We start from the raw sequence: 19,407 nt of genomic DNA, 5'->3' as shown, positions 1-19,407 counted from the left end.
GGAGCCCGTCCGGACTCCGCCGCGTGGCGCGTTTCAGGTGGCGCGGCTCAGGAAGCGGTGACCTGATAGCTGTTGGTGGTGAAGTTCAGGCCGCCGGCGGATGAGGTGATCTCGTAGCCGAACTGGACGTTGCCGAGGGTGATGTCGGAGAACCAGCCCTTGGTGTTCTTGATCCAGCGGAGGATGGCGAGGATGTCGACCGTTCCGGAACTCGTGTTGCCGTTGCGGACGAAGGAGAAGACCGCGTTGGCGCCGTTGCTGCCCTTGTAGACGGTCCAGCTGTGACCGCCGAGGGTGACCGTGCCCTGGGAAGTCCCCAGTGGGCCGACCGCACCGGTCTTGTTCATCCACAGCATGATCTCGTAGGCGTTGGCGGAGTCCCACACGTCGTACGCGGTCTCGTACGCGCCACCGCCCGGGACGCTGACGTTGAAGCTGCTCTTCACGCTGGACAGCGAGGACAGCGGCTTCCCGACGTACTTGGTGGCGTTGGGGTACGACTTGATGCCGCCGGTGTTGGGGTGGTTCGCCCAGACGCCCCAGTTGCTGTAGGAGTTGGCCCAGATGGTCTGGGAGCCGGCTCCACTGCCCCAGACGTCGTTGTAGAGGGTGTAGCCGCCGTTGGACCAGGTGCCCCACTGGTCGGAGGACGACCAGGTGGCGGCCTGGGCCGGGGCGGCGAGAAGACCGAGGACGGCGAGGAACGCCAGGAACGGCGTCAGGAGCGCCGTCCTGAGGAACGGGCGCGCGGCTCTGCGCATGGGGGGACTCCCTTGCTGGGTGGGGGGTTGGTGGGGGGAACCCCGCCGAGGGGAAGGTCCAGGACCAGGTCCCGGCCGGCGGGGAGACGGTGGGGGCGCGGGCGCCCGGCGGTTCCGGTCTGCACGCCGACCGTGAGGTCGGTCGCCGCTCGCAGGACGACTCGCAGTCGCCGCGCGGGTACCGACCAGGACAGTTCCGTGACGGTGACGCCGCAGCGGGTGCGGATGCCGCGCAAGGTGCCGGTGGGGAGGAAGGGCGGCAGCGCGGGGAGGAGCACGATGCGGTCGGAGGTGGAGTGGAGCAGTGCCTCGATGAGCACGGCGGGCAGGGTGTGGGCCGCGTCGGCGTTGTACACCGCGCGGTCCGGATAGTGCGAGCTCATCAGGCCGTTGTGGAAGAAGTCCTGGTCGAGCACGGAGAGCAGGCCGGCCGCCACGTGCCGTGCGTCACCGAGCCGGGCGGCGACCAGCGCCGTGTGCAGGTGGCCGTGGGCGGAGTCGTTCTCGGCGCCGCGCAGTTCGAGGGCGCGGCGGGCCGCGCGGGCCAGTTCGGGTGTGTCGCACGGGTTGATCTCGTCGAGCGGCCACACGGGGTAGAGGTGGCTGATGTGCCGGTGGTCGTAGGCGTCGGGGGCGCGCTGCGCATCGCCCGGCCAGGACCACTCCGCCAGCGCGCCGTCCGTGTTGATCCGGTAGGGCGGCAGACGGTCGGCGAGCGCGGCGTGTGCGGACTCACCCGTGGCGCGCAGGGCGTGCCGGGCGGCGGCGATGTCCATGGTGGCGTTGGCCGTGACGGGGCTGTCGGCGCCTGCGGGGGTGTTCTCCGGGGAGTAGGAGGGGACGAGGACGAGCGTTCCGTCGGGGCCGGTACGGGTCAGGAAGTCCTCGTAGAACGCGGCGGTCTCGGCGAGCAGCGGAGCGAGGACCTCGCGGGCGAAGGAGCGGTCGCCGGTGACGGCGGCGTGGTCGAGGAGCGGGTGCAGCAGCCAGTCGGCTCCGGCGGTCCACAGGTGCAGCGGATAGGCGTCGGAGCAGTGGTAGGCGTGACCGGACAGGCCGTCGCTGTGGGCCGGAGCGACGATGCCGCGCGTGCCGAAGAGGCGGGTCGCGTTGTCGCGCCAGTCGTCGAGCTGGGAGCGGATGAGTGCCGCCAGGGAGAGGGAGACCTCGGGCAGCGCCGCCACCGCGGCCGACGACATCTGCAGGTTGAGGTTGGCGTCGCAGGTGAACGCGCCCTGCCAGGCCGTCTCCCAGTCGCCGGTCCAGATCCCGGTGAGGCGGGGCGGCAGCAGGCCGGAGGAGGACAGCAGGTGGTGGCGGCCCGCGTCGAACAGCCGCTCCAGGAGGGCGAGTCGGTGGGTGCCGGGGTCGGCGAGCAGCGACGAGGCGGGCAGCGCGCGATGCTCCGGCGGGGCGTCGAGGTCGAGTTCCACCCGGTCGTAGGGTTCCTGGTGCAGCGGCCGATCGCGGGCGGACAACGCCTCGTAGGACTGCCGCTGCGCGGGGGCGCCGGGAGCGCTCCAGGGGGCGACGCGGGTGAGGAGGGTGAGTTCCGTACAGCCTTCGGCGGACGTCGTCCCGCCCGATGTGCGCAGCGTGCCCGCGCGGGCGATGATCCGGGTCCAGCCGGAGTACCCGAGGTCGCTGCGCGGATAGCGCACGGAGGTGGAGATCAGCGCCTCGTCCGGGTGCTCCTCGGCGGCGGCGCTGGACACCCGCAGGTCCGCGGGAGCCCCGGGGAGCCGCACGTCGTGGTGGATCTGCGCGGTGATCGTGCCGTACGGGGGCGGGGTGAGGCGGTGGACGATCACGTCGTCGGCGCGGGAGACGAAGCACTCCGAGGCCCAGCGGCCGCCGTCCTGGGTCCAGGTGGTACGGACGGTGCCGGTGCGGTAGTCGATCGCGCGGCGGTAGTCGGTGACCGGGGTGCGCGGTCGCCCGACGCGCACGGCGAAGGCGGGGTGGAAGGGGCGGACCCACTGCAGGGGCAGGTCGCCGAGAGTGCGGTGGACGGCTTCGGCGGCGCGTCCCGCCAGGATGTCGTCGCGCAGTCGCTCCAGTCCGTCGGCCAGCTGCGGCGCCCGGCAGTGCTCGGCGCCGTTGGGCCGGACGAGCAGGTGGTGGTTGACCACCACCTGCTCGTCGGCGGGGTCGCCGTGCACCATCGCGCCGTGCCGTCCGTTGCCCACGAGGAAGGCGTCCTCCCAGCGGGCGGCGGGTGCCGGGTCCCAGTTGCCGCGCCGGCGGGGCGGGCTCACGCTCCGGCCTGCCGCAGGACGGCGGCGCCGTAACGGTCGAGGGGGATCTCGTCGTGCAGGTCACGGCCGGTGAGCAGGTCGGTGTGGGCGCCGGGGACGGGCACCGTGGCCGGGTGCCGCCCGTGGTTGAGGAGGAAGAGCAGTCCGCCGCGGTGTACGGCCTCCACCGTAGCGGGGAGGTTGGGTAGTGGAGGCCGTACACCAGTCTCGTCGGCGGCGCGGGTGAGCAGGGCCCGCAGCGCCGCGGGTTCGGGGAGCACCGACACGTACCAGGCGGTGCCGTCCCCGTAGGAGTGGCGGGTCACGGCGGGCCGGCCGTCCAGGACGCCGCCCTTGTGGACGGCCATCGGGTGCGCGGTGGAGGGTTCGAGGTCCTCCGACCACAGCGTGCCGCGGAAGGGGCCCAGCGCGGTGTCCTCGACGGTGACCGTCTCCCCGTCGTCGAGGGGCCACCACTCGTGGACCGCTGCCAGGCCCAGCAGTTCGCGGAGCCGGACGTCCACGCCGCCGGCGCGGATGCGGTCGTCCTCGTCGGCGACCCCGGTGAAGAAGCCGCAGACCAGGGTGCCGCCCGCGCGGACGTACGCGGCCAGGTTGTCCAGAGCGGCATCGGTGAGCAGGTAGAGGTGGGGGACGAGCAGGAGCCGGTAGCGGCTCAGATCCGTCTCGGGGTGGGCGAAGTCGGTGGTGATGCCGCTCTCCCACAGGGCCTGGTGCCAGGAGCGCAGGACCTGCTCGTACTCGAGGAGTGTCGAGGGGCGGCCGGGCTGCCGGCCGGCCCACCAGGCGTTCCAGTCGTGCAGGACCGCGGCCTGGGCCTCGACACGGCCGCCCACGGCGTCCTTCAGCCGGAGCAGGTCCGCACCGAGGCCCTTGACCTCCTGGAAGGTGCGGCCGCCCGCACCGGTGTGGGTGAGCATCCCGGAGTGGAACTTCTCGCTGCCCTGGCGGGACTGCCGCCACTGGAAGAAGCACACGGCGTCGGCCCCGCGCGCGACGGCCTGCAGGGACCACAGGCGCATCAGGCCGGGCGGCTTGGGGTGGTTCACCCCCCGCCAGTTGACCGGGCCCGCCGCCTGCTCCATGAGCATCCACGGGCCGCCGGCCTGCGAGCGGGTCAGGTCCTGGACCATCGCGCCGTACGCGCCGCCGTGCGGGTCCTTGGGGTCGGGGTAGATGTCGACCGAAACGACGTCCTCGCGGCTCGCCCAGGTCCAGCCGTCCTGGCCGACCCACATCGGCATGAAGTTGGTGGTGACCGGTATCCCGGGGCTGTGCCGGCGAACGATGTCCCGTTCGGCGGTGAAGCACTCCAGCAGCGCGTCGGAGGTGAAGCGGTGGAAGTCCAGGCCCTGCGTCGGGTTGACGATGTACTGGACCTTGCGTGGTGGGACGATCTCCTCCCAGTCGTCGTAGCGCTGGCTCCAGAACGCGGTGCCCCAGGCCTCGTTGAGGGCTTCCAGCGATCCGTAGCGGGCGCTCAGCCAGCGGCGGAAGTGGCGGGCGGTCTCGTCGCACCAGCAACTGGTGCAGTACTCGTTGTTGATGTGCCACATCCGCAGCGCCGGGTGGTCGCGGTAGCGCTCGGCGAGGTCCTCGGTGATCCGGCGGGCGTAGTCGCGGTAGACGGGCGAGCTCGCGCAGAACTGGTTACGCGAGCCGTACCAGATCACCGAACCGTCCTCGGAGCGGGGGAGCGTCTCGGGGTGGCGGGCCCCCATCCAGGGCGGCGGTGAGGCGGTGGGGGTGGCGAGCACCGCGCCGATGCCGTTCGCGTCCAGCAGGTCCAGCACGCGGTCGAGCCAGCCGAAGTCGCGTGCTCCCGGGCGGGGTTCGAGCCGCGCCCACGAGAAGACCCCGACGGTCGCGGTGTTGACCCCCGCCTCGCGCATCAGGCGGACGTCCTCCTGCCACACCTCCTCGGGCCACTGCTCGGGGTTGTAGTCGCCGCCGAAGAGGATCCGGCCGCGCGCGGCGTCGTTCAGATCGGGCATGGTGACACTCACTTCGTCGGGAGCTTCGTCGGGGCTTCGCCGTTGTGTCAGAACGCGTCGGCGTACTGGATGCCGCGGCCGTTGGTGCCGAGGTAGACACGGCCGTGGATTCGGGGGTCGCCGGTGATGGTCTGTCCGGTCCAACCCCACTGGTGGGCGTCGTCGTTGATCCGCAGCCACGTGGCGCCCGCGTCGTCGGAGCGGAAGACGCCCGTCACCCCGTTGATCCGGGCGACGTGGAAGAGCGCCGGATATCCCCTCGGGGTGCGGGACTTGCCGAATCCCACGGTGTAGGAGGCCTGCACGCCCGGGACCCGCGTGAACGTGGCGCCGCCGTCGGTGGACCGCAGCAGACCGCCGTCCTTGGCCGACAACCACAGATGGCCGCGGCGCCCGGGTGCGGCGCCGATGCGGTACTGGGTGTCGCCCGCGGGCAGCCCGGTGGCGGCGGCGGTGAAGACCGCGCCGGCGTCCGCTGAGGTGAACAGGGTTCCGGAGGCGGTGTCGTAGGCGTAGCAGCGCGCCGGGTCGACGGGGTCGGCCACCGGCGTGGCGCCCTGCGGGAAGGTGCCCACCTCGGTCCAGTGGGCGCCGTTGTCGGTGGAGCGCTGCGTCGGATAGGTGGTGCCGCTCCAGTGGATCAACGACCACAGCAGCGTGCGGCCGTCGGCACTGACGCTGACGGGTCCCGGTGCGTTCGCGGCTTGCTCCGGCTGGGCGGCGAAGGGCGTCCAACTCCGGCCGCCGTCCTCGGACCAGGCGCCGTTGCGCGTCGACGACCAGCCGGTGCGGACCACGTACGAGGGCTTGAGCGCCGCCTGGTCCAGGCCGGTGGCGGAGCCGAAGACGGGGCCGGTGTACATGCCGGCGGCGGGGGAGGAGTCGAGGGTGTCGTGGTAGAAACCGCCGATGTCGCCGAGTGCGGACAGCAGGTGGGCGGTCCCGGTGGGAGGGGAGATGAGCTTGGTGACGGCGGTCTCCTCCAGGCCGCGGACCTGCGGGGCCCAGTGCACCAGGTCGCGGGTGCCGAAGACGGTGGCGCCGGTGCCGTAGAGGACGTGGCGGGAGTCGTGCGGGTCGATGCCGACGCTCTGGATCCACCAGCCGAACTTCGGCGCGGCCTCACCCCACCGGAGATACGGCGTCTCGGTCACGTCGAGGACGGCGGTGTCCTTGAGCGAGGTCCAGCTCAGGCCGCCGTCGGTGGTGCGGAAGAGGGTGTCGACCGCACTCCAGCGGTTGTTGGTGGAGGCGATCACCGTGCCGGGGCGCCGGGCGTCGGCGGCCAGGCCCGCGTAACCGAACAGGTCTCCCTCGGCGGGCTTCACCGGAGTGATGTCGCTCCAGGTGCCCGCGGCGGTGTCGAGCTTCCACACCGCGCCGTCCGCCATGCCGTTGGGGCCGGGCGCGTCGGCGTAGGTGACGTACAGCGTGCCGCTGGAGTGGACCGCGTGCTGCGGGACCCGGGTGCTCACCCCGGTGGGCTGGCCGGGGACGGCCTCCCAGGTGACGCCGTCGGTCGTGCGATACAGGGCGCTGCCCCCGTCGCCCCAGCCCGCGTAGAGGACGCGTCCGGCCACGGCGAGGAAGGTGACGCCCTGCCCGGTGGCCGAGGGCACGCCGGGGAAGGCGGCGGCGCGGGCCCAGCTCGCGCCGCGGTCGGACGACTTCCACAGTCCGTCGTGGCGGGTGCCGAGCCACAGCACCCGACTGTCCCGCGGGTCGACGAGGAGGCGTTCGCCCGTTCCCCGCCCGTCCTCGTTCGCGCCGAGCCGCACCGTCAGATCCGCACGCGACCAGGTGGCGCCCCGGTCGTCGGACCGCAGCACGGCGCCGGGGGAGGCCCACGACTCTGCGTAGGTGCCGACGGCGAGGTAGAGGCGGTCGGGATGGGACGGGTCGACGGCGATGGCTTCGACACCGAGGAGGTTCCAGTCGTCCCAGCCCAGCGAGTCGGTCAGCGCGGTCCACCGCGCGGTGCGCTCCTCCCACCGGTAGGCGCCGCCGATGTCGGTGCGGGCGTAGGCGAGGCCGCGCACGGTCGGGTGGAACAGCACGCCGGTCACGAAGCCGGTGCCGCCGATGGCCACGGTGCGCCAGCGGTGGGGCCGTGCCGGGTGTGCGTCGGGCTGGGCGGCGCGGGCCGGGACCGCGGGCAGGGCGGCGGCGGCCGCACCGGCGGCCGATCCGAGCAGCACACCACGTCGGCTGGGCAGGGGCATGGCGAAGACCTCACTGTGCGGGGGGAGTGAGCGGGGGGAGTGAGCGGAGGGTAGGACCGGGCGTCAGCCCTTGACGGCGCCGATGAGCATGCCCTTGTGGAAGTGCTTCTGGACGAACGGCGAGAGCACGGCGACCGGGAGCAGCGCCAGCACCATCACCGCCATCTGCACCGACAGGCTGGAGATCGCGCCGCTGCTGACCGCCTGCCCCATGGCGCCGGGCGGGACCTCCTGCTTGAGCACGATCTGCCGCAGGATCATCTGCAACGGGTACTTCTCGCTGTCGTTGATGTAGATGCTGGCGTTGAACCACTGGCTCCAGTAGCCGACCGCGTAGAAGAGCGAGACGACGGCGATCACGGCGCGGGACAGCGGCATGACGACGCGGAACAGGATGCGCCACTCACCGGCCCCGTCGATGCGGGCGCTGTCGATGAGCTCCGGTGCCACGCCCATGAAGAAGGAGCGGAGCACCAGGATGTTGAAGACGCTGATCGCGCTGGGCAGGATCATCGACCAGTAGCTGTCCTGCAGTCCGATGCCGGTCACCAGCAGGTAGGTGGGGATCAGTCCGGCGCCGAAGAACATGGTCAGCATCAGCGTCATGAGGATCGGGCGGTGGGCGAAGGAGCCGGTGCGGGACAGCCCGTAGGCGCACAGGATGGAGATCGCCATGCTGAACGCCGTACCGACCAGCGTGACCATGATGCTGACCAGGGCGGCGCGGGTGACGATCCCGCCGCTCAGCAGCTCGGTGTACGAGCGGAAGGTGATCGTCCCGGGCCAGAGCACCAGGCCGCCGGCCTCGGTGATGGTCTTGCTGTCGGACAGGCTGGTGACGACGACCACCCACAGCGGCGCCAGGATGGACAGGCAGACGACGACGAGGGAGAGTCCCTTGATCCCCTGGCCGATCGCGCTGGGTTCCTCCTCCCACACCGGTCGTCCGCCGGTCCTGTTGATCTTCTCCAGGGGCGTGGCGCCCCGGCTCTCCGGGTCGGTGAGTATGGCGGTCATTTCTTGGAGTACACCCCCTGCTCGCCCAGCACGTGGGCGGCCCGGTTGGCGAGCAGCACGAGGAGCACGCTGAACACGCCCTTGAAGATTCCAGCGGCGGCCGCGTAGCCGAAGTCGCCGGTCTTGATGCCCGTCCACCAGACGTAGGTGTCGAGGATCTCCGAGGCTCCGGGGCCGACCGCGTCGCGCTGGAGGAGGATCTGTTCGAAGCCGGCGTTGAGTGAGTCGCCGACGCGCAGCACCAGCAGCAGCGCGATCACGGGGCGCAGCGCGGGCAGCGTGATGTGCCACATGCGGCGCCAGCGGTTCGCGCCGTCGACGGCGGCGGCCTCGTACAGGTCCTGGTTGACGGCGCTCAGTGCGGCGAGGAAGACGATCACGCCCCAGCCCGCGTCCTTCCAGACCGCCTGCCAGGTCACGAGGAACTTGAACAGCGCCGGGTTCGTCATCAGGTCGAAGCCGTCCACGCCGTGTTGGCGCAGGTGTTGGGCGATGAGACCGGCGCCGCCGAACATCTGCTGGAAGACGGTGATGACCAGCACCCAGGAGAAGAAGTGCGGCAGGTACACGATCCCCTGCACCCAGGCGCGGACGCGGTCACTGAAGACGCTGTTCAGCAGCAGGGCCAGCGCGATGGGGATCGGGAAGAAGAGGATCAGCTGGGTGAAGGTGATGCTGAGGGTGTTGCCGATCACCTCCCAGAAGCGGTAGTCGTCGAAGAGCCGCTGGAAGTTGTCGAGGCCGACGAAGGGGCTGCCGGTGATGCCGGCGCCGTAGACGTCGTACTCCTGGAACGCCACCACGTTGCCGAGCAGCGGCACGTAGTTGAAGACCAGCAGCAGTGCGACGGCCGGCACCGTCATCAGCAGCAGGGTACGGTCGCGCCGGAACCGCTGGCGGCGGCTGATCCCCGGGGCGGGCGGCTTCGGCGCCGGAGCCGCCGCCGGGGTGGCGCGCTCCTCCCGGGCCGTGCCGCCGGTGCCGGGCTGCCGGGGCAGCCCGGCGGCGACACGCACCCTCGTCCTCACGCCCCGCTGCCGTTCTTGTCGAGGATGCCCTGGTAGAAGGCGCGCAACTGCTCGCCGCCGCTCTTCTTCCAGGTGCTGACGGCGTCCTCGACGGCGCTGACGGGCTTGCGGCCGCGCCGAATGTCCTTCTGCAGGTCGTCGAAGCCCGTGTAGAGGGAGGCGTAACGGGTGGGTTCGACGATCTGCATGCCGTAGAACAGCGGCTTCTTCAGATGGGGTGCCTGGCGTGCCATCCAGCCCGCGTAGTCCTTGACCATCTGCGGCTGGTCGGGGTGGGCGATGGACGGCGGCGGGGCGGCGAGGAAGTAGAGCGTGGCGGGCTGGGCCTCCTGGACGCCCTGCTCGGTGAAGACGGGCGCGCCGTCCTTGAGGTGGTAATGCGTGCCCTCGACGCCGTAGTTGACGAGCTGGAACTCCTGGGAGCCGAACGGGGCGGCCGCGTAGTCGGCGATCGCGAGCAGCTCCTCGATCTTCTCCTTGGGGAGGTTCTTGTTGATGAAGCTGAAGATGCCGGCCTGGTCGTCCTGCCACAGCAGCGGGGCACCGCCGTCGGCCGCGAAGTAGTCCAGCGCCTGCATGGCGAACTTCGGGTTCTGCTTGGCCTGTTCGGAGACCATGCCGTACCAGCCGCCGGTGCCGTCCTGGTACATGACGGTCTGGCCGGAGGTGAAGCGGATCTTCGCGTCGCCGTCCTTCCCCGCGTCGGCGTCGGGGTGGACCAGCTTCTGGTCGTGGAGCTTGCGGGCGAAGGCGAGCGCCTCGCGGTACTCCTGGGTCTCGATCTTGTGGACGAGCTTGCCGTCCTTGAGCTGCCAGTAGTGCGGCGCGTCCGGCAGGACGCCGTAGAGCTTCTGGATGCACGCCCACAGGTCGTCGAAGGCCCACCGCTTGTTCTTCGCGTCGGTGACGGACTTGCCGAAGGAGACCAACTCGTCCGCCGTCTTCGGCAGGGCCACGCCGGCGGCGTCGACGAGGTCCTTGCGGTAGAAGAACGCGTTGCCCAGCACGCCGCCGGAGTTGGGCAGACCGCGCAGTTTGCCGCCGAACACCGCCATCTGCCAGGCGCCGGTGGGGATGGCCGCGAGGTTCGGGTACTTCTTGACGGCATCGCCGGACAGGTACGGGCCCAGATCGGCGAACTTGTTCTCGATGGCGTTGCGGATCTGGCCCTGCATGTTCCAGCCGGGGATGGTGACCAGGTCGGGGATGCCGCTCGAGGCGAGCACCGCGCCGATCTTCTCCTGATAGGTGGTGCCGTCCAGCGGGTCGAACGCCACCGTGGCGCCGAGCGCCTCGTCGACCGCCTTGTAGTAGGCGTTGTCCTTCTTCGGGACGGTGCCCCAGATGGGGGTCATCGCCTTGAAGGTGCTCCCCTTGCCGGGCTTGGCCTTGACCGAGACGACCAGCGGGTCGGGGAGCTTGGTGAAGCCGGGGCTCGAACCGTTCACGCCGGGGATGTCCGGGGGGACCAGCGTCGAGGGTACGTAGGCGGGCAGCACCTTCTTGAGCGCGTCGCCGGTGGCGACGCTGCCCTTGTTGCTCGTGCTCTTCGACGACGAGCAGGCGGTGAGCAGGGGGCCGCCCGCGGCGATCGAGGCTACGGCTATCGCGCCGGTGAGGAAGGTTCTCCGGCTGGGAGCGGCTGGTACGGCCGGAGCCGGGGCCTGGGAGTTCGGCATTGCGTCAACCCTTCGTGGCGGCGCCAGGACACGTGGCGGAGCACGCCGGCCGGCATCTCAATGGGGGTCTGGCAGAAAATTCGAAACCATCGATCGAAGCGCTTCGATGTTGCGATGAGGTTAAGTGTGCGTGGCGGGGCGCGCAAGAGTCCGCAGTGCACGGAATCAAAGACCGCACCCGCAAGGGACCGGGAACTTTGGGCCGTTACCGCCGCAAGCCTTGACAGTGTCCACCCCTCGCACCAGCATCGAAGCGCTTCGAATGTCGTACTCCCGCAGTCGTTTCTCGCCTGTTCCACCCGAAGGGGCCTGTGTGACCACCCACGACCTGCCGTTCCGCGATCCGAGACTCCCCCTGGCCGCCAGGGTCGAGGACCTGATCCAACGGCTCACGCCCGACGAGCGGATCGCGATGCTGCACCAGTTCGCGCCCGCGGTGCCGCGACTGGGGCTCGACGCCTTCCGCACCGGGCAGGAAGCGCTGCACGGCGTCGCCTGGAGCGGACCGGCCACCGTCTTCCCCCAGGCCGTCGGTCTCGGCGCGAGCTGGGACGCGGAGCTGGTGCGGGCGGTCGGCGAGGCCGTCGGCACCGAGGTACGCGCGATGCGCACGCGCGACTCCCGCGTGGGGCTCAACGTCTGGGCACCGACCGTCAACCTGCTGCGGGACCCGCGATGGGGCCGCAACGAGGAGGGGTACTCCGAGGACCCGCGCCTCACCTCCGACCTCGCCACCGCCTACACCTCCGGGCTGCGCGGCGACCACCCGGACCGCTGGCGCACCGCGCCCGTCCTCAAGCACTGGCTGGCACACAACAACGAGACCGCACGCGACACCACGTCCTCCTCCGTGCGCCCCCGCGTCCTGCACGAGTACGACCTGGCCGCCTTCCGCGGACCGGTCGAGGGGGGCACCGTCGCCGGGGTGATGCCCGCGTACAACCTGGTCAACGGCCGCCCGAACCACGTCTCTCCCCTGCTCGACGAGCACCTGCGCCGCTGGACCGACCAGGATCTCGTCGTCTGCTCGGACGCCGGCGCCCCGTCGAACCTGGTCGACTCCGAGCACTACTTCGACTCGCACGAGGAGGCCACGGCCGCCGCACTGCGCGCCGGAGTGGACAGCTTCACCGACCACGACCAGGACTCGTCGAAGATCACCGGCAGGCTGCACGGTGCCCTGCGGCGTGGCCTGATCGACCAGAAGGACGTCGACACCGCCGTGCGCCGGCTGCTGTCCCTGCGCTTCCGGCTCGGTGAGTTCGACCCGGACCAGGGCCCCTACGCGGCCACCGACCTGAGCTCCTACGACACCCCCGCGCACCGCGCGCTCGCGCTGCGGGCGGCGGAGGGCCGCCGTGGTGCTGCTCAAGAACGACGGGCTGCTGCCGCTGGACGAGAGCGGTACGCGCACGGTCGCGATCGTCGGCCCGCTCGCTGACGAGGTGAAGACGGACTGGTACAGCGGCAGTCTGATCCAGCGCGCCTCGCTGGTGGACGCGTTGCGCGAGCGCCTGGGCGCCGACCGGGTGATCTTCGCCGACGGCGCGGACCGGGTCCGGCTGCGGACGGACGACGGCTGGGTGCAGGTGCCGGAGCCCGCCGCGGACGTCCCGTCCCGCGCGGGCGAGGCCTCGCTCAATCCGGCGCATCTCCGCGGCCGCACCGACCTGCCCCCGGTGCGCGTCGGCGGGCAACCCACCGAGCTGACCCTGACGGAGTGGGGCGAGGGCCTGCTGACCCTGCGCGCGCCCTCCGGCCGCTACCTGACCGTGGCCGAGGACGGCTATGTGCGTGCCGCCGCGGACCAGCCCGGCGGCTGGATCGTGCGGGAGACGTTCGCACTGGAACGGCACGGCGACGCTCACCTCCTCAGACACCCGGGGACGAGCCGGTACATCCAAGTCACCGCCGACGGCCTGAAGGTTGCCGAGCGGGGCAGCGCTTTCACGGTGGAGGTCATCAGCCACGGCGCGGAGGCGGCGGCGCGGGCCGCTGCCGCCGCCGACACCGTGATCGTCGTGGCGGGCAACGACCCGCACATCAACGGCCGGGAGACCGAGGACCGGCGGACGCTGGCCCTGCCGGAGCGGCAGGAAGCCCTCTGGCGCGCCGCCCACGCCGCCAACCCGCGGACGGTGCTGGCCATGACCTCCAGCTACCCCTACGCGGTCGCCGCGGCCGATGCCGCGCTTCCCGCGCTGCTGTGGAGCGCGCACGGCGGCCAGTCGGCCGGCACCGCCCTGGCACGGGTGCTGTTCGGTGACGTCTCCCCGTCCGGTCGCCTGCCGCAGACCTGGTACGCCGCCGAGGAGGACCTGCCGGACCTGCTCGACTACGACATCATCACCGCGGGCTCCACCTACCTCTACTTCCGCGGAACGCCCCTCTACCCCTTCGGCCACGGGTTGTCGTACACGTCCTTCGAGTATCAGGGACTGGACCTGTCGCTCGGCGGCGACGCGGTCTCCGCCACGCTCACGGTCGCCAACACCGGCCCCGCGGCCGGCACCGAGACCGTTCAGCTGTACGCCGGGGCGCCCGCCACGACGGTGCGACGGCCCGCCCGCAGCCTCGTCGCCCACGGCCGGCTCTCGTTGTTGCCAGGCGAGTCCGGCACCGTCTCCTTCACCGTGCCGCTCGACCGGCTCGGTTTCTGGGACGTCGCCCACGGGCGGTGGACCGTCGGCCCGGGTGGGTACGAGATCCAGGCCGGCGCCTCCAGCACCGACATCCGCCTGGCGCGCACCCTCACGCTCGGCGGCGAGCCGGCCGCCCCGCGCGATGTGCGCCGGCGCGGCCTCGCGGCGGCGGACTTCGACGAGCAGAGCGGCGTGGTGCTGGTCGACCGGACGAAGGAGCGGGGCGACGCGGTCGCCCCGGGCGGTACGGAGCCGGGCCGGCTGCTCTTCCGCGGCTGCGACTTCGGAACGGAGGGACCGGACACCGTGGTGGTGCGGGTCTCCCGGGAGGAGGACGCCGCTCCGGGCGGGACGTCGCTCGAGCTGTACCTCGGCGACGGAACGGCGCTGGCGGCCGTCGGCGTGCCCGTGACCGGAAGCCGTTACGCCTACGACGACGTGCGGGTGCCGCTCGACACCGCCCCGGCAGGCGTCCACGACGTGCACCTGACCCTGCGCGGTCCGGTCCGCCTGGACCGCCTGGACTTCTCCGGCTGATCCCGCTGACCCCGCTGAACCCGCGGACCCGAAAACGCCCCCCGGCCGGTCGGCCGGGGGGCGTCGCGCTGTGGCCTTACGGGCGAATCGGGAGCACGGCTCCGTCCCGCAGGAAGAGCGGGATGCGCTCCAGCGGCGCCGGCACCGTCACCGACTGCCCGCCCTCGTACACGGCGCCCGTCCAGGCGTCGGTCCACCGCGCGCCCCGCGGGAGGTACACGGTGCGCTCGCGGGCACCGGCCTCCAGCACCGGGGCGACCAGCAGGTCGGGGCCGAAGAGGAAGGCGTCACCGACGCCCCAGGCCGCCTCGTCCCGCGGGAACTCCAGGAAGAGCGGGCGCATCGGCGGGACGCCGTCCTCGTGCGCGGTGCGCATCTGCGCCAGCAGGTACGGCTTGAGACGCGCACGCAGCCGCAGGTAGTCGGTGAGGATCCCGTACGCCTCCTCGCCGTACGACCAGACCTCGTTGGGGCCGCCGGTCATATCGGGTCCCAGCGGCATGCCGGGATCACGGAAGCCGTGCAGCCGGAAGAGCGGGCTGAAGGCGCCGTACTGGAACCAGCGGACCAGCACCTCCTGGTAGGCGGGGTCGTCCGGGTCGCCCCCGTGGAAGCCGCCGATGTCGGTGTTCCACCAGGGGATCCCGGACAGCGCGACATGCAGTCCGGCGGTCACCTGGTCGCGCAGCGTGGCGAAGTCCGTGCCGATGTCGCCCGACCACAGGGCGGCACCGTAGCGCTGGCTGCCGGCCCACGCGGAACGGTTGAGGGTCACCACCTCCTCGTCCCCGGCGGCGAGCAGACCCTCGTGGAAGGTGCGGGAGTTCTCGCGCGGGTACAGGTTGCCGACCTCCAGGCCGGGGCCCGCGTGGTAGCGGAGGTTGGCGGCGTGTCCGGGCTTGAGCTCGGGCTCGCAGGCGTCCAGCCAGAACGCCTTGATGCCGTAAGGGGTGAGGTAGTTGTCCTTGATCCGCTGCCAGACGTAGTCACGGGCCTGCGGGTTGGTGGCGTCGTAGAACGCCACCTGGACCGGCTCCGCTACCTGCTTGTCCGGCCAGTCGGCGTGCGCCATCGGGCCGTACTCGGTGCCGATGAAGTGCCCGGCCTGCTCCATCGGTTGGTGGGTCTCGCTGAGCGGCGAGACGGACGGCCAGACGGAGACGGCGAGTTGTACACCCATCTCGGCGAGTTCGCGGGTCATCGCGGCGGGGTCCGGCCACTCGGCGGGGTCGAACTTCCACTCGCCCAGGTGCGTCCAGTGGAAGAAGTCGCAGACGATCACGGCGAGCGGCAGGCCGCGGCGGTGGTACTCGCGGGCAACGCCGAGCAGTTCGTCCTGGGTGCGGTAGCGCAGTTTGCACTGCCAGAAGCCGGCGGCCCACTCGGGGAGCATCGGGGTGCGGCCGGTGGCCGCGGTGTAGCGGCGCTGCGCGGCGGCCGGATCTCCGGCCGTGATCCAGTAGTCGGTCTGCCGTGCGCTGTCGGCGACCCAGCGGGTGCCGGTGGCCGCCAGTTCGACGCGGCCGATCGCCGGGTTGTTCCACAGGAAGGTGTAGCCCCTACTGGAGGTGAGGACGGGGATCGTCACCTCGGAGTTGCGCTGCACCAGGTCGATGACGGCGCCCTTCTGGTCGAGCAGGCCGTGCTGGTGCTGGCCCAGCCCGTACAACCGCTCACCGTCATAGGCGCGGAAGCGCTGCTCGATGCGGTGGTACCCGTTGCCGGTCGCGGTGCGCAGCCGCGGACCGGGCCACCAGAAGTGCGCCCGCTCCTCGGCGAGGAGTTCCTCGCCGCTGTCGGTGCGCAGGAAGCGCACCATGCCCTCGGCGTCGACCGTCGCGGTGATCGCCCCGTTGACGAGCAGGGCGTGGCCGTTCTCGATCTTGACGGCCGCGGCCGGGGCGGCCGGCGGCTCGTCCAGGAGGGCGCCGGGCAGACCCTCCAGCAGCGGGCCGCCGAGCCGGGCCCTGACCCGTACCGCGTCCGGACCCCACGCCTCGACGCGGAGCGTCTCCTGGCGGCCGGTCCACTCCAGCCCACCCGCGCGTTCGCTGAACGTGCCGGCCGTGGGCGAGGACTGGGCGAGGGACACGGCGGGCGGCGTCTGAATCACGGTGGGTCTCCTTCAGGGCGCGGGGGATCGCAGGGCATGCGGAATCGCGGTCCGGCGCCGTGGCTGCGGGACCCGGGGGGTGGCGGAAGGTCAGACGGTTGCTGCGGGCCCGGTACTGCCGCGCACGGTGAGCTGCGGCGGGAGCAGCGTAAGCGGTCGCGGCTCGCGGCCCTCCAGCTTGCCCATCACCAGCTCGACGGCACGCCGTCCCATGTCCTGGGCGGGGATGGCCACCGAGGTGAGCCGCACGGAAGCCTGCTCGGCGACCTGGTCGGGACAGATGGCGATCACCGACACGTCCTCGGGGACCGCGCGGCCCTGCTGCTGGAGCAGGCTGAGCAGGGGGCCGACGGACGACTCGTTCTGCACCACGAGGGCACTGGTGCGGGGCCGCTCCTCGAAGATGCGCGACAGGACACCGGCGGTGGACTCGTAACTGCCGTCGCAGGGACGGTGGATGAGCCGCAGGTCCCGCTCACGGGCGCGCCGGCGCAGCCCCTCCATGGTGCGCTCGGCGAACCCGGTGTGCCGCTGGTAGACGGCCGGGGCCTCGCCGATCACGGCGATGTCGCGGTGCCCGAGATCGGCGAGATGGTCCCCGCACAGTTCTCCGGTGGCGGTGAAGTCCAGGTCGACGCAGGTCAGTCCGGACGGATCGGACGGCAGCCCGATCAGGACGGAGGGGTGGACGGAGTCCCGCAACAGCGGAACGCGTTCGTCCTCCAGCTCGACATCCATCACGATCATGGCGTCCGCCAGCCCGCTGCCGACCACCCGCCGCACGGCGGCGGGCCCCTCCTCGCCGGTCAGCAGCAGTACGTCGTGCCCGTACTGACGCGCCGTGGTGGCCACGGCGATGGCGATCTCCATCATCACCGGCACGTACATGTCCGTCCGCAGCGGCACCATCAGCGCCACGATATGCGACCGGCTGCTGGCGAGCGCCCTGGCCCCCGCGTTGGGATGGTAGCCGAGCTCCTGGATGCTGCGCTCGACGCGGTCGCGGGTGCCCTCCGAGATCGAGCGCTTGCCGCTGAGGACGTACGACACCGTGCTGGCGGAGACACCGGCGTGCCGGGCGACCTCGGCGAGCGTGGCCATAGAGGGTCTCCATCCGACGAGGGCGAAGGGGTTGCACAGGACAACCTATCGATTGAAGCGCTTCGATAACACTCGCGACCCTGTCCCGTGACAGCTGCCGCGTATCGACACTAGACGCGGCCTAAGCTGCTGTCCAGAGCTCAGTCGAAGCGCTTCAACACCTTCGCTGGAACCCGCCTGACGCGTTGGGTCGTCGGACGAGCTCCCGTCGCTACCGCCGGGGGCCGGAGCGGCGCCGGCGCACGACCAGCACCGCGACGGCTGCCGCGACGACCGCTGCGGCGACCAGGGTTGTCACCAGGGTGGCCGACGATCCGGAATCGCCGGTGTCGGCGGCCGCGGCGGGGTGGCTCGGAGCCGGGGCCGGGGCGGCGGTGGTCGGGGCGTTCGTGTTCACGGTCGGGGCCGGGCGGCCCGGAACGGCCGTGACCTTGAGGGTGGTCTTTCCCGCGCCCATGGCCGGGAACGCGGATTCCGCCGAAACCTGCCAGGTGCCGGGCGGCAGCGGTACGGCGACGGTATAGGTGCCCCGCGCCATGTCCAGCGGGGTCAGGGCCCACGGGCCGACCTGGCGGCCGTCCGCCGCGGTCGCCTGCAGCGTCGCGGCGACCTTCTCGTCCACGGGGTGGTGGTCCTCGTCCCACGTGGCGGCGATCGTCAGGCGGCCTTCCGCGTTGCCGGTGATCTCCAGGTGGATGGTGTCCCCATGGGCGGACGCCGGCCTCGTGCACAGCAGCGACAGCAGGGCGACGAGGAGGACCAGCAGCGCGGCCACGGGCGGCCGCGGCAGGCGGAGGGGCGGGCGGGGCATCTGGGACCGGCTTTCACGAGCGTCGGGAAAGGGGGCGGGGCGGGTGGGGGCGGCCCGCGGGAGCGCGCTGACGGGCCCGCCCGGTGGGGCGGGCGGGCCCGTCGGTTCATGGGGTCTCGGCCGCCCCCGCGGGGGCGGCGGACGGCCGAGGGGTCAGGACGTGGGCTGCTGGAAGGTCCAGCGCTGCCAGGCCTGGTTGCCGGGCTGCTGCAGCTCCAGCAGCGCCCCGCCGTAGTAGTCGCGGTTGCTCACGCCGAGGACGAGCGGGGAGCCCTTGGCGCCGAGCGTGTAACCGGTCGCGTTGGCGGTGATCTTCCACGCCTGCGAAGCGGCCCGGCCGCACGGCTGCTGGGCGATCCACTGGCCCGCCACCGGCTGGCCGCCGATCTGCAGGCACTTCCCGGACACCGCGGACCTGACCCGGACGTAGCCGCCGCCGACGCTCTCGAACGACCACTGCTGGTTGGTGTAACCGTGGCGCTGGTAGCCGATGAGCACCCCGCCGTTGGCACGGGAGGCGCCGTACATGTCGGCGGCCTGGCCCGTGAAGCTGTTGAGCATCAGGTAGCGCTTGCCGGGCTGGACCGGGCCGGCCGTGCCGCTGGCGGGCTGGGTGCGGGAACGCCGCCTGGCGACCGGACGCCGAGACCTTGCCGTCCGCGCCGTGCACGGCGACGGCGACCTTGTACGCGGTGCCGGGCCGCAGGCTGACCACCCGGACGGTGGTGGCCTTGACGGTGCCGATGACCTTCTTGTCCAGCAGCAGGTCGTACCCGGTGGCGCCGGCGGCCGGCTTCCAGGTGAGCACCGCGGAGTTCTGGGTCACCTGGCTCACGACGACGTCAGGACCGGTCGTCGGATTCGGCGTGGCGGTCGGCGTCGTGGTCGGTGTCGGGTTGGGCGTCGGAACCTTTGTCGTGGTGGGGGAGGGGGTGGGCGTCGGGTTCGGCGTCGGGTTGGGGTTGGGGTTGCTGCCACCGTTGGTGAGCAGGAACTGGTTGTTGGCGATGTTCCAGTGCGTCGTCAGATAACTGCCCGGCTGCGGGTTGGTGTTGAAGTAGTCATCGTGGTTGCAGTCGAGCCGGTCGTCGCTGCTGCGGTTCGGGCAGTGGATCTGCATCTGCGGGTAGTACGGCGTGTCCGAGTAGCACATGATGTCCCACTCGTCCACGCAGTGGCCGCCACGGCTGGTGTTCGGGGCGCTGTTGTTGACCGCCCCGAGGTTGTGGCCGAGTTCGTGCGCG

The 19,407-nt window shown here is 71.7% G+C and carries 12 protein-coding genes and 1 pseudogene; 2 read left to right on the top strand and 11 right to left on the bottom strand.

What is annotated here, in order from left to right; all coding sequences use genetic code 11:
- Positions 1–47 precede the first annotated feature (47 nt).
- From M2266_RS00955 to M2266_RS00925, 7 genes are all read right to left on the bottom strand, one after another.
- The gene (locus tag M2266_RS00955; RefSeq protein ID WP_277436333.1) at positions 48–761 is read right to left on the bottom strand and encodes a hypothetical protein; all 714 of its coding nucleotides are present in this window, start codon (positions 759–761) and stop codon (positions 48–50) included.
- Complete coding sequence (locus M2266_RS00950; RefSeq protein ID WP_277436332.1) at positions 719–3,019, bottom strand: glycoside hydrolase N-terminal domain-containing protein; 2,301 nt, start codon at positions 3,017–3,019, stop codon at positions 719–721. Before M2266_RS00950 ends, M2266_RS00955 begins: the two co-directional genes overlap by 43 nt.
- Positions 3,016–5,013 carry a beta-galactosidase gene (locus M2266_RS00945; protein ID WP_277436331.1) on the bottom strand — a complete coding sequence of 666 codons (1,998 nt, stop codon included), beginning with the start codon at positions 5,011–5,013 and terminating at the stop codon, positions 3,016–3,018. The genes M2266_RS00950 and M2266_RS00945 overlap by 4 nt, the downstream gene beginning before the upstream one ends.
- Positions 5,014–5,060: 47 nt before the next feature.
- Positions 5,061–7,235 (bottom strand): 1,4-beta-glucanase, encoded by a 2,175-nt coding sequence (locus tag M2266_RS00940; protein WP_277436330.1) that lies wholly within the window; start codon positions 7,233–7,235, stop codon positions 5,061–5,063.
- Positions 7,236–7,298: 63 nt separating this feature from the next.
- Entirely contained in the window at positions 7,299–8,252 is a 954-nt protein-coding gene (locus tag M2266_RS00935) for a carbohydrate ABC transporter permease (RefSeq protein WP_277436329.1), read from the bottom strand.
- Positions 8,249–9,280 (bottom strand): ABC transporter permease subunit, encoded by a 1,032-nt coding sequence (locus M2266_RS00930; protein WP_277436328.1) that lies wholly within the window; start codon positions 9,278–9,280, stop codon positions 8,249–8,251. The genes M2266_RS00935 and M2266_RS00930 overlap by 4 nt, the downstream gene beginning before the upstream one ends.
- A complete protein-coding gene (locus M2266_RS00925) occupies positions 9,277–10,887 on the bottom strand; it encodes an extracellular solute-binding protein (protein WP_277441020.1) in 1,611 nt (536 codons plus the stop codon). Before M2266_RS00925 ends, M2266_RS00930 begins: the two co-directional genes overlap by 4 nt.
- Positions 10,888–11,272: 385 nt before the next feature.
- Between M2266_RS00925 and M2266_RS00920 the strand changes: the two are divergent.
- A pseudogene (locus M2266_RS00920) lies at positions 11,273–14,138 on the top strand (glycoside hydrolase family 3 C-terminal domain-containing protein).
- Positions 14,139–14,214: 76 nt separating this feature from the next.
- Here the strand turns inward: M2266_RS00920 and M2266_RS00915 are convergent.
- The 4 genes from M2266_RS00915 to M2266_RS00900 all read right to left on the bottom strand — a co-directional run bounded on the left by M2266_RS00915 (position 14,215) and on the right by M2266_RS00900 (position 18,691).
- Positions 14,215–16,251, bottom strand: a complete 2,037-nt coding sequence (locus M2266_RS00915) for a TIM-barrel domain-containing protein (RefSeq protein WP_277436327.1) — start codon at positions 16,249–16,251, stop codon at positions 14,215–14,217.
- A 90-nt stretch (positions 16,252–16,341) separates the two neighbouring features.
- A complete protein-coding gene (locus tag M2266_RS00910) occupies positions 16,342–17,352 on the bottom strand; it encodes a LacI family DNA-binding transcriptional regulator (RefSeq protein ID WP_277436326.1) in 1,011 nt (336 codons plus the stop codon).
- Positions 17,353–17,563: 211 nt separating this feature from the next.
- Positions 17,564–18,163, bottom strand: a complete 600-nt coding sequence (locus tag M2266_RS00905; protein ID WP_277436325.1) for a hypothetical protein — start codon at positions 18,161–18,163, stop codon at positions 17,564–17,566.
- 153 nt (positions 18,164–18,316) lie between these two features.
- Complete coding sequence (locus M2266_RS00900) at positions 18,317–18,691, bottom strand: RICIN domain-containing protein (protein WP_277441019.1); 375 nt, start codon at positions 18,689–18,691, stop codon at positions 18,317–18,319.
- 215 nt (positions 18,692–18,906) lie between these two features.
- Here M2266_RS00900 and M2266_RS00895 point away from each other — a divergent pair, with 215 nt between their 5' ends.
- Complete coding sequence (locus M2266_RS00895; RefSeq protein ID WP_277436324.1) at positions 18,907–19,194, top strand: hypothetical protein; 288 nt, start codon at positions 18,907–18,909, stop codon at positions 19,192–19,194.
- Positions 19,195–19,407 lie beyond the last annotated feature (213 nt).

The organism is Streptomyces sp. SPB162 (assembly GCF_029504575.1).
Classification (GTDB): domain Bacteria; phylum Actinomycetota; class Actinomycetes; order Streptomycetales; family Streptomycetaceae; genus Actinacidiphila.
This window is presented reverse-complemented; position numbering and strand designations above follow the sequence as displayed.

Coding starts and splice junctions, on each gene's coding strand:
- M2266_RS00955 (WP_277436333.1), bottom strand. CDS start 761: ATGCGCAGAGCCGCGCGCCCGTTCCTCAGGACGGCGCTCCTGACGCCG.
- M2266_RS00945 (WP_277436331.1), bottom strand. CDS start 5,013: ATGCCCGATCTGAACGACGCCGCGCGCGGCCGGATCCTCTTCGGCGGC.
- M2266_RS00940 (WP_277436330.1), bottom strand. CDS start 7,235: ATGCCCCTGCCCAGCCGACGTGGTGTGCTGCTCGGATCGGCCGCCGGT.
- M2266_RS00935 (WP_277436329.1), bottom strand. CDS start 8,252: ATGACCGCCATACTCACCGACCCGGAGAGCCGGGGCGCCACGCCCCTG.
- M2266_RS00910 (WP_277436326.1), bottom strand. CDS start 17,352: ATGGCCACGCTCGCCGAGGTCGCCCGGCACGCCGGTGTCTCCGCCAGC.
- M2266_RS00905 (WP_277436325.1), bottom strand. CDS start 18,163: ATGCCCCGCCCGCCCCTCCGCCTGCCGCGGCCGCCCGTGGCCGCGCTG.
- M2266_RS00900 (WP_277441019.1), bottom strand. CDS start 18,691: ATGTACGGCGCCTCCCGTGCCAACGGCGGGGTGCTCATCGGCTACCAG.
- M2266_RS00895 (WP_277436324.1), top strand. CDS start 18,907: ATGACCTTCTTGTCCAGCAGCAGGTCGTACCCGGTGGCGCCGGCGGCC.